Source organism: Balneolaceae bacterium (assembly GCA_034521445.1).
In the GTDB taxonomy this organism is placed as follows: Bacteria; Bacteroidota; Rhodothermia; order Balneolales; family Balneolaceae; genus JAXHMM01.
In genome coordinates, this window is the sequence record JAXHMM010000003.1 from 362,138 (window position 1) to 376,677 (window position 14,540).

General features: G+C 61.7%; 14 protein-coding genes. 5 read left to right on the plus strand and 9 right to left on the minus strand.

Features of this window, described 5'->3' with window-relative positions:
- Positions 1-190 precede the first annotated feature (190 nt).
- Genes U5K31_02140 through U5K31_02155 form a run of 4 tightly spaced genes read right to left on the minus strand, consistent with a single transcriptional unit; the run spans position 191 to position 5,180 of the window.
- A complete protein-coding gene (locus tag U5K31_02140; protein ID MDZ7771528.1) occupies positions 191-1,369 on the minus strand; it encodes an acetyl-CoA C-acyltransferase in 1,179 nt (392 codons plus the stop codon).
- A 37-nt stretch (positions 1,370-1,406) separates the two neighbouring features.
- Positions 1,407-2,549, minus strand: a complete 1,143-nt coding sequence (locus tag U5K31_02145; GenBank protein ID MDZ7771529.1) for a cystathionine gamma-synthase — start codon at positions 2,547-2,549, stop codon at positions 1,407-1,409.
- Between the two features lie 12 nt (positions 2,550-2,561).
- Entirely contained in the window at positions 2,562-3,791 is a 1,230-nt protein-coding gene (locus tag U5K31_02150; protein ID MDZ7771530.1) for a tetratricopeptide repeat protein, read from the minus strand.
- 42 nt (positions 3,792-3,833) lie between these two features.
- Positions 3,834-5,180, minus strand: a complete 1,347-nt coding sequence (locus U5K31_02155; protein MDZ7771531.1) for a tetratricopeptide repeat protein — start codon at positions 5,178-5,180, stop codon at positions 3,834-3,836.
- Positions 5,181-5,414: 234 nt separating this feature from the next.
- On the opposite strand from U5K31_02155, the gene U5K31_02160 reads away from it, so the two are divergent.
- On the plus strand, positions 5,415-6,239 hold the full coding sequence (locus U5K31_02160; protein MDZ7771532.1) for an alpha/beta fold hydrolase: 825 nt from the start codon (positions 5,415-5,417) through the stop codon (positions 6,237-6,239).
- Complete coding sequence (locus U5K31_02165) at positions 6,214-6,591, plus strand: RidA family protein (GenBank protein ID MDZ7771533.1); 378 nt, start codon at positions 6,214-6,216, stop codon at positions 6,589-6,591. Before U5K31_02160 ends, U5K31_02165 begins: the two co-directional genes overlap by 26 nt.
- Positions 6,592-6,679: 88 nt before the next feature.
- Here the strand turns inward: U5K31_02165 and U5K31_02170 are convergent, their stop codons facing one another.
- From U5K31_02170 to rplU, 4 genes are all read right to left on the minus strand, one after another.
- The gene (locus U5K31_02170; GenBank protein ID MDZ7771534.1) at positions 6,680-8,926 is read right to left on the minus strand and encodes a M23 family metallopeptidase; all 2,247 of its coding nucleotides are present in this window, start codon (positions 8,924-8,926) and stop codon (positions 6,680-6,682) included.
- Complete coding sequence (locus U5K31_02175; GenBank protein MDZ7771535.1) at positions 8,923-9,657, minus strand: fumarylacetoacetate hydrolase family protein; 735 nt, start codon at positions 9,655-9,657, stop codon at positions 8,923-8,925. Before U5K31_02175 ends, U5K31_02170 begins: the two co-directional genes overlap by 4 nt.
- A gap of 106 nt (positions 9,658-9,763) precedes the next feature.
- Positions 9,764-10,021, minus strand: a complete 258-nt coding sequence (gene rpmA / locus U5K31_02180) for a 50S ribosomal protein L27 (protein ID MDZ7771536.1) — start codon at positions 10,019-10,021, stop codon at positions 9,764-9,766.
- A gap of 21 nt (positions 10,022-10,042) precedes the next feature.
- Positions 10,043-10,669, minus strand: coding sequence for a 50S ribosomal protein L21 (gene rplU / locus U5K31_02185; GenBank protein ID MDZ7771537.1), 627 nt, complete (start codon positions 10,667-10,669; stop codon positions 10,043-10,045).
- A gap of 255 nt (positions 10,670-10,924) precedes the next feature.
- Here rplU and U5K31_02190 point away from each other — a divergent pair, with 255 nt between their 5' ends.
- The 3 genes from U5K31_02190 (at position 10,925) to U5K31_02200 (ending at position 13,878) form a co-directional block, all read left to right on the plus strand.
- Complete coding sequence (locus tag U5K31_02190; protein MDZ7771538.1) at positions 10,925-11,149, plus strand: DUF433 domain-containing protein; 225 nt, start codon at positions 10,925-10,927, stop codon at positions 11,147-11,149.
- A 461-nt stretch (positions 11,150-11,610) separates the two neighbouring features.
- Positions 11,611-11,823, plus strand: coding sequence for a hypothetical protein (locus U5K31_02195; GenBank protein ID MDZ7771539.1), 213 nt, complete (start codon positions 11,611-11,613; stop codon positions 11,821-11,823).
- A gap of 3 nt (positions 11,824-11,826) precedes the next feature.
- On the plus strand, positions 11,827-13,878 hold the full coding sequence (locus U5K31_02200; protein MDZ7771540.1) for a peptidylprolyl isomerase: 2,052 nt from the start codon (positions 11,827-11,829) through the stop codon (positions 13,876-13,878).
- A gap of 47 nt (positions 13,879-13,925) precedes the next feature.
- Here the strand turns inward: U5K31_02200 and U5K31_02205 are convergent, their stop codons facing one another.
- Positions 13,926-14,516 (minus strand): phosphoglycerate mutase family protein, encoded by a 591-nt coding sequence (locus U5K31_02205; GenBank protein ID MDZ7771541.1) that lies wholly within the window; start codon positions 14,514-14,516, stop codon positions 13,926-13,928.
- Positions 14,517-14,540: the final 24 nt, after the last annotated feature.

The window sequence follows — 14,540 nt, forward strand, 5'->3', positions numbered from 1 at the left end:
ATGAGCTAGTTATTCTCCTGTGTCACCTGCGCGCTGCTGCTGTCAAAAACGTGCTGTCCAGCATTTGGTAAAATGTCAACAATTAGTGCATGTAATGCAACTAATTTTAACATTCCTAATGCTGGGAATCAGCTGCAGAGCCCTCCCCTTGGGAGGAATAACGCAAGGAAAGGCTCTTACGTATATGATTCTAGAGCATTTCCACGACCATGGCCGAGGCGCCGCCCCCTCCGTTGCAGATGCCGGCGCAGCCCAGTCCGCGGCCGGTCCGTCGCAGCGCGTGCAGCAGGGTCACCACGATGCGCGCGCCCGAACATCCGATGGGGTGCCCGATGCTGACGGCGCCGCCGTGGATGTTCACCATTTCGGGGTCCAGCTCCAGGATGTCGTTGTTGGCCAGGGAGACCACCGAAAAGGCTTCGTTGACCTCGAAAAGACCTATGTCCTCCTTGGATACGCCGGCGCGCTTCAATGCGATGGGAATGGCGTCGGCCGGGGCAGTTGTGAACCACTCGGGGGCCTTGGCGGCGCTGGCGTGGCTGCGGATCCGGGCCAGGGGCTTTATGCCGAGTTCTTTGGCCCTTTCAGCGCTCATAAGCAGCACGGCCGCGGCCCCGTCGTTGATACTTGAGGCGTTGGCGGCGGTGACGGTGCCCTCCTTGTCGAAGACCGGGCGGAGCTGGGGAATCTTGTCGAAGTTGACCTTCTTGAGCTCCTCGTCCATGGTCACCTTGGTGACGTTGCCCTTGCGGTCGGTTACTTTCACCTCCACAATCTCGTCGTCAAACCAGCCCTCCTCGTGAGCCTTGATGGCCCGTTTGTAGGAGGTGACTGCAAACTCGTCCTGCCGCTCGCGGCTGATGCCGCATTCCCTGGCGCAGATTTCGGCGGCGTTGCCCATGTGGAAATCATTGTAGACGTCCCACAGCCCATCCTTGATGATGCCGTCCTGCACCGAACTGTGACCCAGTTTGGAGCCGAAGCGGTGCTTGGGCAGGTAATAGGGCACGTTGCTCATGCTCTCCATGCCGCCGGCCGCAATGATATCGGCCTGTCCCAGCTGAATCTGGTCGGCGGCTACCATAATGGCCTTCATGCCCGATGCGCACACCTTGTTGACGGTAGTGGCGGGGGTCTTTTCGGTGAGGCCGGCCTTCATGGCCACCTGGCGGGCCGGGGCCTGGCCTATACCCGCGGTAAGCACGTTGCCGAAGACCAGCTCCTGCACCTCCTTGGGGTCCAGGCCCGATTTCTTGAGGGTCTCCAGCACGGTCATGGAGCCCAGCTCGGGAGCGCTGAAAGAGGCCAGCGAGCCGTTAAAGGATCCGATAGGCGTACGCTTCGCTTCTACAATAACTACATTTTTCATAACAACCGACTTCTAGACTTTCTGACTTTCCGACTTATTAGACTCGAAAACTTTGATCCAAATCTTCAATTAGGTCATAAATGTCTTCAATACCCACCGAGAGGCGGATGAGCGAATCTTTCAGTCCGATCTTCTCGCGTACCTCCCTGGGGATGGAGGCGTGGGTCATGGAGGCCGGGTGGCAGACCAGCGACTCCACGCCGCCGAGCGATTCAGCCAGGGTGAAGATGCGGGTACGGCTCATGAAATCCTTGGCGGCCTGCGCCGAGTCGTCCTTCAGCGTGAAGGAGACCATGGCGCCGAAGTCGCTCATCTGTTTTTTGGCGATTTCGTGCTGGCCGTGGGATTCCAGCCCGGGATAGATCACGCCTCCCACCTTATCGTGCCCGTCCAGGAATTCGGCGATGGCCCGGGCGTTGGCCACCGAACGTTCAACACGAAGGGCCAGCGTTTTAATTCCCCGCAGGGTGAGGTAGCAGTCCATGGGTCCCGGCACCGCGCCGGTGGTCTTCACCTGGAAACGCAGCTTTTCGATGAGCTCCTCGTCGGAGGTGGCCACGGCGCCCCCGATGGCGTCGGAGTGTCCGCCGAGGTACTTGGTGGTGGAGTGCAGCACCATGTCGGCGCCCAGGTCCAGTGGCTGCTGCAGCACAGGGGAGGCGAAGGTGTTGTCGACCAGCGACACGATATCGTGCTCGCGGGCGAAGTCGGTCAGCGCCTCGATGTCCACCACCCTGAGCAGTGGATTGGTGGGCGTTTCGATCCAGATCATTTTGGTCTCAGGCCGGCGCGCCTTCCGCACCGCCTCCATGTCGGTCATGTTCACGAAGCTGAAATCCACGTCAAAGGGCTCGAATACCTGCGTGAACAGGCGGTAGCTTCCCCCGTAGAGATCGTCGGAGGCGATGACGTGGTCGCCGCTTCGAAGCATCTTGATCACGGCGTCCATGGAAGCGCACCCGCTGGCAAAGCAGGCGCAGTATTCGGCGTTCTCCAGTCCGGCGATGAGGCGTTCCAGGGCGCTCCGTGTGGGATTGCTCACCCGCGCGTACTCGTGGCCCTTGTGCACGCCCGGCGCCTCCTGGGCGTAGGTGGAGGTCTGAAAGATGGGAGGCATGACGGCGCCGCTGGTCTCCTCGGGATGTTGACCGGCGTGAATGGTCTTGGTGTTGAACTTCATAAAAAGATAGCCTTAGCGGTTGGAATTGTCGTCCCCGCGAAGCTCGCGGGCCTGCTCCTCCATGCCCAGCCAGGTATAGACGGAGATAAGCCTGCGCGTATATTCGTCCTCTCCCTCTTCCTCCCGTTCTGCCAGGAAGACCAGGTGGGGGAGGGAAGCCTTCAGGTACCGGGTGATCCATCCCTGAAGCATCTCGCGCGGTGCACCGGGGAGGCCGGCGTGGTCGCGGTAGAGCAGGGAGACGTTCTGGCAGAGGTGGGCGAACTGCCGGTGCAGGTTATCGTCCTCCGGCCGTTCCTCCAGAAGATTGTTATAGAGGCCCTCCGCGCGTCGGAAAAGCGAGTCAGCCGCTCGGTAATCGGCTTCCTCAAGGGGCGGCTCCCCGACCCCTTCAATGCGGGCGCGACCTGCAAACCATAATTCAGTGCCAAGGGAGAGGGCGTAGGAGAGGTTGCCGGGCCGGCTGTCGGCCAGCTCCTGCAGCAGGGGGATGGCCTCGTCGTGCCTGCCGGCCTGGATGTAGGCGTTGGCCAGACCGTGGATCATGTTGCGGCTGCCCGAGTCAGCGGCCCCGGCATCACGGTAGACCGCGATGGCCTCGTTGTAGTTTTCCTGCTCAAAATGCAGGAAGGCAAGCTGTTCCATGAGGTCTGCCGGCAACGGCGTGATGCGCCCGCGTGCCTCCTCCAGGGTAGCGATAGCCTCCGATGGCTGGTCGTTGCGGTAGTGAGTCTGTGCCTTCAGCCGGTAGGAGGAGAGGCTGTCGGGAATGATGGTGATGGCGTTTCGGAAATGGGCCACGGCCCGTTCGGGGTCGGCGGTCCCGCGGCTGGAGTCGGCCCCACTGTATTGAAGTCCGCTGTTGTGCTCGTTGCTCCAGGCAACCTTCAGCAATTCGTCCGAATGCTCAGCGGTCTGTCCGTCCTCCCCGTCGTCCGGCCGACGCCGGGCCTCCAACAGGGCTTGCCGCATCTGGCGATAGAGGGGCTGACGGGGCGCGGGCTCGCTGAGGTTGCGGGCCCGTTCCTGCAGGAGTTCTCCCTTGCGGTAGAAGGTGAGGGCGTCCGCCTCCCCGTTTTCAATCATTCGGTTGAGGTCGGCCAGCTCCCGGGCGGGGTCGTCCCTACGGGGTTCAGCGGTGGAGCTTTCCGAACCGCCGGTGAGATCCTGGAGGGTACTGCAGCCAATAAGAAGCCCGAATGCCAGCACGAGGCATGACATCCGGGCAAAGGGATAATTCATAGGGGATGAACGTGCGTGCTTCCGCTTGCGCGGGTGGTTCGTTTAGTTTCCGCCTCCGCCGTTACCGCCCAGTCCGGCCTTTTCGGCGGCCTGCTGGGCTTCCTCGTCCATACCCAGGTTGATATAGATGTTGTAGAGGGCTTTCCAGGCATCGATATTGTCGGGCTCGATCTGCACCACCTGTTCGTAGTTTTCCATGGCCTGGGTAAGCAGTTCATCAGCCCGCTTGTCCAACCGGGCGGCCTCCTCATTGTCTTCGGTCAGGTTGCGCTGGTCGAAGACCGTAAGTCCCCAGTTCTGGTAGATGATGCCAAGGTAGTCGTAGGCCTGGGCGTTCTGGGGCTGGTTGTTGGTGACCGTCTCCAGCTGCTCGATGGCCTGTTCGCTGCGGGTTACCAGTTCTTCACGCAGCTGGTCGTTCTCCTCCTTGATTTCGGCAATCTGCTGGTTGGCCTCCTCCTGGGGTATCTCGCCGGTGCGCGCCTGTTGCTCTATGTTGTAGATCTCCTCGACATTGGCGTCCAGGGAGTCGCTATAGGCAAGCGCGGCCTGGTAGATCTGTGCGCCCAGGGCTATGCGGTACTGCATGTTGTCAGGGTCATCCTCCACCAGGTCGCGGACCATGTTGATGGCCTGCTGCGACTGCCCGCTCTGCATATAGAGATCGGCCAGCACCTGGCGTATCTGTGTGGATTCGGGGAACTGCTGTTGGCCTCTTTCCAGGGCGGCGATGGCCCGTTCAGTCTCGTTGGCCTGATACAGGTACTGACCAAGCTGTGCATAATCGGTGGTGTCGGCCTCCCAGTACGAACTGTTAATTACTTTTTCCTGGATTTCCGCAGCTCGTGTGAAATTGCTCTGAGTAGCGTAAATCTGCGACATCACATCCCAGGAGAGCATGCTGTCCGGCCAGACCGTCGTGGCATTCTGCAGGTGGGAAATGGCCATTTCATAGGGATTCTCGGTCACATTCATCAGGCTGTCTTCGGTGACATATGCGATGGCCTGATTATGCTCGGTGCGCCATACGGCGTTTTTAACGAAATCGACACGACTCATCTCGTCAGGTACATCGTCGGGATTTTCGAGCTGGGAAGCCACTTCGCGTGCTTTCTCAAAGCTCTCGTTCATGCGTTCGTAGTAACTCTGACGTTCATCGGCCGGATATTCATCGGCCAGATTGCCGAGAGCCACGGCTTTGTAATAATACCCGAGTGGGTCCTGGGGATATTCTTCGATCGCTTGTTTCGCAGATTCCAGGGCGGCTTGGTAGTTTTGGCCTTCGATCGCAGACTGCGCGTCGTCTGCGAGAGGGTTGGAGCCGCCGCAACCGGCCACAAAACCGATAACAAAGGCGATCAGTAGAAGTGATACACTGTTCTTGAACATAGGTGCTATTCCTGTAGAATTCACGGTTACGTATCCATTTGGGAGACCTGAAAGTAACCATAAGATGGACTTTCCGCAATAGCGGGCGACTCCTTCGCCGAAGCTGCGCGGTCAGCCGGGCAGGGGAGGCGCGCACCCTTCCCGCGGGGCGGGGGAGGAGACAAAGGCTTCTGCATTCCGGCGGCGGGTTGCTTATATTGCATCACCGTATTACCGACGTGCAAACAGGGCATTATGTTCAGCAACACCCGCTTTCCCGTCCATGAGGACGACGGTTACACCTACCTGGATTTATTCCCCTCCGACGGGGAGCCCAGGCAGACTCTGCTGTTCCTCCACGGCATGTTCGGGGGACTCAGTAACTTTGACGCCCTGGCGGCCCATATGAGGGAATCGGACTGCCGCATCGTGGTGCCCCGCATTCCCCTTTACAGTCGCTCGCGCGCCGACCTGACCATTCCACAGCTGGCCGGCTGGGTGCTGGGATTCATGGACCACCTATCGCTGACAGCGCCCATGGTGCTGGGCAACTCTATGGGAGGCCACATCGCCCTGGAGCTGGCGCGCCGCTGCCCCGGCCGCGCGGAAGCCTTGGTGCTGACCGGCAGTTCCGGTCTGATGGAGGAGGAGTTCGGCACCACTTTTCCCAAGCGCAGTAACCGCGAATACATTCGGCGGCAGGCCTCCCTCACCTTTTACGAAGACCTGGTTGACGAGCGCATGATTGACGAAATCCAGGAAGTGGTGCTCGATGCCCGCAAGATGGTGCGCCTGCTTTCGCTGGCGCGGGAGACCCGCAACTACCATATGGAGAAGATGCTGCCCGACATTCCACACCGTACCCTGCTGGTCTGGGGGAGGCAGGACCGTATCACACCCCCCGAGGTGGGGGAGAGCTTCGCGCGTCTGATGCCTGCAGCCGAACTCCGCTGGATCAACCGCTGCGGGCACGCACCCATGATGGAGCGACCCGCAGAGTTCGCCCGTCACCTGGAAGACTTTCTAATCCAAACCGTACAAACCGAATCCACCCATGAAGAAGATTATTCACACATCTGAGGCACCGCAGGCTATTGGACCCTACAGCCAGGCGGTGGCGTATGACGGCATCCTTTATTGCTCCGGACAGATCGGCCTGGTGCCCGGCACCGGCGAGTTCGCCGGCGAAGACGTGGAAAGCCAGGCGCGGCAGGTCATGAAGAACCTGAAGGCCGTGCTGGAGGAGGCCGGTTCCGGTTTCGACCAGGTGATCAAGTGCAGTATCTTTCTGGCCGACATGGACGATTTTGCGACGGTCAACGAGATTTACGGCGGCTATTTCGGCGAGAATCCCCCCGCCCGCGAGACGGTGGCCGTGAAGACCCTCCCCAAAAACTGCCGGGTGGAAATCGGCTGCATCGCACATCTCTGATACCCTGCATGCCGGACGAAGCATGTCGGGTGACCGGTTTGCGGCCGACAGGGCCGTTTTGCGACCGACGGGGCCGTGTCATTCTGCCTTAGCGCGCCTCACCGCCAAGGCGAAACGTCTGTGTGGCGCTGTTGCCCACACGGTCCCACGCCTCTACGCGGACGGTCATCTCGGCGGAGGGCGTGAAGCGGGGCAGGTAGTAGACCAGCCGGTCGTCTTCGGGCTCATATTCGGCGATACCGCGCACCCCGTTGACCTCCATGACGGTGCGGCGGTGGTCGATGCCTGAAAGGGAGTCCTCCGCCTGTACGGTAACGATCCACTGCCCGTCCGGTCTGCGCGCCAGGTGCGGCGAATGGAGACGGGGTTCGGTGCGGTCCTCCAGCAGCAGAAAGGTGCCCGTCTGCTCCGCCTCCGAAACCAGGTAGCCCTTCTGCATCTCTCCCGGCAGGTAGTCCAGGCGGTCGCGCCCCTCTTCAAGACGGTAGAGCGCGTAACGGTCGCCCGGAACGCGCGAGGCCGGCAAATGCAGGGTGTAGCTCCCGTTCACGGGCATGCCCGCCGGCAGCACGTCCAGGCGCAGGGTGTCGCCCTCGCTGGATCCAGCGCGCAGGTAAAGCCCGGCCGAGAGGGTATCGTGGAAGGCGCCGGCGGGAAAGCGCGCAAAGATCTGTCGTTGCTCCCTGTTGCGCACTTCAGACTGCGCTACGGACTGCATATCGCCGCGGCTTCCGGTCTCGCCTGGACCCATCCTCTCCGCCGTTCGGGCGTCGATGCCCGGGGAGAGGGTCTCCACCTGCCAGCGCGCCGTGCGCAGGGGAGGGTGGCCTGCGCTCAGCAGGGCCGGCCGGGAGGGTACCACCCGCCGGAGCGTCCATCCCTCCTCCATATGTTCCCTCATATAGACGGACGCACCACTGCCGCGAAGGTCCAGCAGCACCTCGCCCGTGCCGGAAGGCAGAGTGCCCGGCGAGGCCAGGCCCACGGTCAGCCCCCTCCACTCCTCCCGGGGAATGGCCACCCAGTCGGCCTCCCAGCGCCACGCCGCCGGATCGGCTTTGGCCGCACTGGCCCCCTCTGCCTCCGCAATCCCGATCTCCTCCACTATGTCCAGGCTCAGCTGTGCCGTGCTGCGATTCCCATAGAAGTCCTCCGCCTCGATGCGTACCTCGTGGCGCCCGGGCTCCAGGCGGAGGCGTCCCCCGGCCGATCCCCGGCTGGTATAAAAGGGGAGGGTGTTGCCGTCGGCGATCCAGAGGCGCTGATAGCCCCGGCCGGTGGACTGCAGCAGGGGATAGACCCGGTCGATGAACATCTGTCCGGTCTGGTCGTAGGCGAAACTGTCCACTTTCGCATGAAAACGCAGTTCCCCGTCCACCCACATGCGCAGCTGGTGCACGGCGTAGGCGTTGTAGACGTCGTTGGATTGGTCGTAGACGTCCACCGCCAGGCCGATTTCCCCGGAGGCCCGCACCGTGCCCATGCGGAAGGTCCCGCTGTCCCGCCAGGCGCGCCGGGTGACGGTGCGGTGCGCGCCCTCCACGGTGGAGGCCATGGTGAGCGGCTCCACCGCAAGTCCCGAAAAGGCGGGCGCGATGGTATCCTCCACACGGAGGTTGGTCAGCAGCGGGTTGAAGGGGCGATCGGAGGGAGTGCGCAGCTCGAAGTGCAGGTGGGGAGGACCGATGCCCGATGCGCCGCTGAGTCCAACTGTCTCTCCCTGCTCGATGCGGATCTGCAGGGAGTCGAGGGTGCGATCCAGTTCAAAGGCGTAGTCGTCGGCGATGCGCAGCGAGTCGGCCAGCCGCTGGATGGGTTCGGCAAAGGCCATCAGGTGGGCGTAGAGGGAGAGGGAGCCGTCGTCGTGACGCAGGTAGACCACCTTGCCGTATCCCCTGGGACCGATGGCGATGCGGTGGAGGGTGCCCGACCGGGTGGCGTAGACTTCGAAGCCGCGCTGCCCCCAGGTCTTGATGTCCAGCGCCGCGTGAAAGTGGGCGGAGCGGGTCTCACCAAAGGTGGAGCTCAGCTTGCGGCTGGCCTCGGTGGGCCAGAGGTACTCCGCCCGCAGCCAGGAAGGGGCGAGGGAGTCGCTCTCGGTCGTGGCATGGGCGGGTTCATGTCCTGCAGCGCTTGCGGCGACGGAGTCCGCACGTTCGCCGCCGCTTGCGATGACGTCCTGGGCGCGGGCCTCCCCGGCGGGGAGCAGGAACTGTGCCGGCAGCAGGAGGCAGAAGGCCAGGACGGTGCCCGGTATCACCCGTGCCAGAAATCGAAAGGATCTTGACGTCCGGCCCGGGAGGCGCGTGAAACGGTATGGGCGATGCCGGCTCACGGGCTTTCCCGGCGGGCGGTCACGGCCACGCGGCTTCGTCCCCCTTCCAGTTCGGCCACGATACGGTCGCCCTCCTCCAGGGGTGAGACCCCCTTGGGCGTCCCCGTAAAGACCAGGTCGCCGGGCATCAGGGTGAAAATGGAGGAGAGGTAGGCGATCAGCCGGGCCACGGGGAAGAGCATGAGGGAGGTGGAGTCCTCCTGCCGGGTTTGCCCGTTCACGGTCAGGCTAAGCTGCAGTTTTTGGGGATCGGGGACCTCCTCCGAAGGCACGAAGCTGCCCAGGGGGGCAAAGGTGTCGTAGCCCTTGGCCACCGTCCACGGGTGACCCTTCTCCTTGGCCTGCTGCTGCAGGTCGCGCGCCGTGACATCGATGCCCACGGCATAGCCTGCCACCGCGCGCAGGGCCTCGTGCTCCGGCACGTTTTTCCAACCGGACGCGCCGGTATTCGCGCCGGCCTTCGGACTGGCAGCCCAACCGGCAGCCCCGCTCCCCTCCGCCTTAGCTATGGCCGCCACCAGCTCCACTTCGTGGTGGACCTCGCGGCTGGCTGCCGGCAACACGACTTCGCCCCCGTCGCCGATCAGGCTGCTGCGCGGCTTGAGAAAGACCAGGGGACGGTCGGGGACTTCATTCTGCAGTTCACGGGCGTGTTCGGCGTAGTTGCGGCCGATGCAGTAGATGGAGCCCGGGGCGAGGCCGTCGAGATTGGGGAGTTGCAGCATGCTCATGCGAAGCAATATAAAAAATAAAAAGCTGTCCGCCGGTGAGCGAACAGCTTTCTGATACTAATGCCGGAGTGTATTTCCTGCGGCCCGTCGCCGGGCTGCGGCGCGGTCAGCCCTGGGGCTCCACGCTTACGTACTTGCGTCCCCCGGAGCGTACACGGAACATGACCTGCCCGTCCGCCTTGGCGAAGAGCGTATCGTCCTTGCCGCGGCCTACATTTTCGCCGGGGTGAAACTTGGTGCCGCGCTGGCGCACGATGATGTTGCCGGCGCGAACTACTTCGCCGCCATACTTCTTGACGCCGAGGCGTTTTGAGATGGAGTCGCGTCCGTTCTTTGTAGAACCTTGACCTTTCTTATGTGCCATGGTGTAGAGGGGTTTAGAAAATTACTCTTCCTGCTTGCTTTCCCACGCCCGCTGCACGGTGACGCGGTCTTCGTCCCCGGGTACGAAACCTTCCAGTTCCTCCAGGGGAGTGTTTCGAATGTGGTCGATGGCCTCCTTGGCGTTCATATCGGTGGAAACCTTTGTGGGGGCCTCGCCGCCGGACTTGGCGTCAGCCTTCGGTTTCGACTTGGATTCAGACTTGGCTTCGGACTTCGCCTTGGCCTTCGATTCCGCGGCCTCCTTGCCGGAAGCGCTGTCCGTTTTGGCCTTCTCGTCCTTTTTCGTGGACTTGGCGCTCTTTTTGGCGCCGCCGGAGGAGGAGATGTCGGTGATTTCGAGGCGGGACATGGTCTGGCGGTGGCCCGTCCTCTTCTGGTAGCCCTTGCGGCGTTTTTTCTTGAAGACGATCAGCTTGTCGGCCTTTACGTTGTCCACCAGGTCCGCCGTCACGCTGGCGCCCTCGATCACAGGCTTGCCCACGATCACGCCGCCGTTGTCATCCTTGATCAGCATGACCCGGTCAAAGTTAAGGGTGATGCCGGCTTCGTCGCTCTGTTTGTCTACAAAAATGACATCGCCTTCGGAAACCCGGTACTGATGTCCTCCAATTTCAACTACTGCGTACATCTGAACTCTTTTTGCTTTTACGGGTGAAAATGCCTTGTTCGGTGTCGTTTCCTGCCTCCGTTCCCTATCGGCCGCCGGTATTCGGCCGGCCTGCGAAACGGCATTATTACAGACTCCGAATATAAGCGTTATCCGGCCTAAATGAAAGAGGAATTGCACCCCGCATGAAGTGAAGGGTATGGGAAATAGTAAAGTTGTATCGTGTTTGCACAGGAAGCTTTTGGCTACAATTTCAGGTTGATGTATATTTGATACATGGATTACTCCAAATACATAACTATTGAAGCCGACAAACGAGGTGGCAAACCCTGCATCAGGGGTATGCGAATCACTGTTTATGATATTTTGGATTATCTGGCTTCAGGTATGTCCGAGGAAGAAATTCTGGATGATTTTCCGGAATTAACGACAAACGATATTAAGGCCACATTGGCATTTGCTGCTGACCGGGAACGAAAGTTGACCGAGTATACTGATTGAAACTCTTGTTCGATCAAAATCTGTCTTACCGTTTGGTGAATTTGCTGGAAGATCTATTTCCAGATTCGTTACATGTTTATCAAGTTGATCTGCAGGAGGCTAGCGATTCTGCAATTTGGGAATATGCCAGGGAAAAAGGCTACACCATAATATCGAAAGATATCGATTTTCATCAACGGAGCTTTCTATATGGATCACCTCCTAAAGTGATTTGGGTAACCTCCGGAAATTCCAGTACCAGCGAAATACACCACCTTATTCGTTCCAATAGCGATAAGATACAGAAGTTCTCACGTGACAGCAGCGGCACGTTTCTGATCATCGGTAAATAGGCAACCGCTGAAGTTCTCCTCAACTAGAAACTGCCCGCTAAAGGCTCTATATTCCTGATTCCCCGTCAGGGGAGCCGGGTCGCAGCACTTCGGCCCTGCGAGCAATCTAACCCACATTCCACACCGCCCATGTCCCAGGAGAAGAAACTGCCCGACCTGCACACCCAGGCCTTCATGTTCAAGAACACCAAGCGTTTCCAGCACGACGGGGGACGCGCCTGGATCAAGGATTCCCAGCTTTATGAGGCGCGCAGGGATGCCAACGGCCGTCTCAACACCATCTCCTCGGAGAAGGATTCCGAGCGGGTGGAACAGGCCGAAGACCATAACCCCGGATTCTAGTCCATGAGAAATCTCAAAGTCCTTGCGACGCTGATGGTCATTGTGGTGGCCCTGCTGCTCGCCATCGAATTTTACACCACTACCCAGCCCGGCGTCAGCGCCTATCCCATTACCGACGAGCAGATCACCTCGGCCTATCCCGAACTCTACCGGGGAGTCTTCAACCGCGATGCATCGGCCCTGCAGGCCTTCCTGGCCCACGAAGACTCCACCGTACGCGCCCAGGCCTGGCGCGCCCTGGCCAATACGCCGGTGGATTCCACCGGATGGCTTGCCGATCGGGTGCTCCGCGAAGACAAACCGAACGCCTGGTTCGCGCTCAGCATGCACGAGCTTCCGGGACCCCGTCTGCGCGCTCTTGAGCAGGCCTGGGACCAGCGGCCCGGCAGCCGCGAGGGCATCAGCCTGGTGCTGGGCCGGCAGGGCGATGAGGCCTCTCTCGATTTCATGCTTGACCGCCTGGCCGAGTCCGACTCTTCGGCGTGGGAGGCGGGCTATGCGCTGGGACTCAGCCGACTCCTGACGCGCCATCCCGCCGGCGAGGCGCAGCAGATCAACGTGCTTCGACAGGCCCTGGACCGCAGCAACCCTGACGTGGTGCGGCGCTACCTCTACGGCTATTACCGGGGTGCCGCCGAACCGCTCACCGAGGTCGCCCGCGACAGCCTGCGGCAGTTCTGGGGCAGCTACGGTCTGGGCATGGAGCCGGTGGACCAGTACGCGGTGAAGCTGCTGGGCGAGGCCGCCTTTCACCAGGTGACGGTCTATTACAACGGCGAGAACGATCTGGAATACCAGGTGCAGCTGGCCTATGAGCTGGCCACGGCCCTGGCCGGCGTTCCACTCAACGAGCGACACATGCTGGACGCCAGCTTCCTGGTGCGCCACGCCAATCCCTCGGTGCGCGCCCGCGCCCTTCAGAGCCTGCAGGGACGCCTGGAGACCGGCGACAATCCCTACGGCTACATCTCAGGCGAGCTGCTCGCCACCGAAACCGAGCCCGGCGTCTGGCTGGAGGCCCTGGAACTGGTGCTCGGCGTGGAGCCCGACCGCCTCTCGGAGTTTCGTGACCGCTTTGACCGAATCCTGGAACGCGAGGCCTACTACCTCCCCAGCGCCCTAAACCTCTTCAGGGCGCACCACAACCGGGAGGCCTACCTTAACCGGATCGAGGGACTCATCCAGGGCGGGCCGCGCCTTCGCACCATGTACGCCGTGCAGTCGCTCACCTCCTTCCTGCAGGATCGCGAGGAACTGGAGCCCGAGCTGCGCGAGCGCCTGCGCAGCCTCACCTTCCGCGCCCTGGAGACGGGCGACCGGGGCACCGCCTACGCCCTGCCTGGGCTATTCGGGGACCAGCGTCTCTTCGGGACCGATGACTGGTCCCGTATAGGCGATGGACTTTCCGCTTTTCGCCTGCCGGAAGACATCGAGGTCTACCAGTCCTTTGCCGGACTGCTGCACGAGCGCTACCGCGAGCAGGCCCGGCCGCTGGTCGACTCCCTCGCCGCACGCGACTACGCCCCGCTGAACCGCTCCCTGGCGCAGGCGGGCTGGGACGTAAGCGTGCCTGCCGGCTCGGATGCCTCCTTTCGCACACCCGGCTGGGACCGGCTCTGGGAGATGGGACGCCATCCCGTTTGGACCCTGGAGACCGACAAGGGCACCATCGCCGTGCAGATGGACCTGCTCTCCGCCCCCGCCACCGTCTCGGCCATCGACAGCCTCACCATGTCGGGCGCCTACGACGGAGTGCCTTTCCACCGCGTGATCCCCAATTTTGTGATCCAGGGAGGTGACATCGAGCGGGCCGACGGTTTCGGGGGACCCGATTTTATCATTCCCACTGAGGGTAGCGAACAGGAGTTCAGCCGCGGGTCCGCCGGCATCGCCAGCGCGGGCACCGATACCGAGGGAAGCCAGTACTTCTTCATGCACCAGTGGAAGCCGCACCTGGACGGCGCCTATACCCGCTTCGGACGTGTAGTGGAGGGGATCAACGTGGTCGACCGCATCACGATGGGCGACACCGTGCGCACGGCGGGCTGGAGGTAGAGGAGGAGGGGGAGGGCGTCGCGCCTGCCTGGAAACTGTTCGTCTGCCTAGAATCGCAGGTGGAGCACCTTGGCTTTGTTATCCTCGGCCTCCGCGTCCAGCGTTACGATCAACAGATTCCCGTAGTCGGATTCCTCGTACTCCTCGAAGCGCTCCTCACCCAGCAGCCCGTTGGCCAGCATCGGAATGGTGTTGGAGTGGCCCACTACCAATACGGTGCCTCCCTCGGTACGGTCGATCAGCCACTCGGCCAGATTTTCCCTCCTTGGATCGTAGCTCCGTACTTCCAAGCCCAGCTCTTCCGCCAGGGGCCGGGCGGTCTCCTGGGTGCGGGTGAAGTCGGTGGACCAGATGGCGGTTACGCCGCTATGCGCCAGCATTTCAGCCAGGCGCTGGGAGCGCTGCACGCCGGCGGGCGCAAGGGCCGGGTCGTTGGCGGGTGCGGTGGCTTTTTCGGCGTGACGCACCAGGATGAAGGTGGTGATTTCGGTGGCCTGCTGGGTGGTGGCTGTTTGGGTGGTCGCCGGCAGGCTGGAGCCCGGCAGTGTTGTGGCCTGATGAACCAGGCCGAGGGAGGTGAGCGCCAGCAGCGCGGCCAACAGCAGGGGCAGGGTACGGATGCGGTGGATCTGGTTCATGGCGGGGGACAGGTTGGGTGTTGA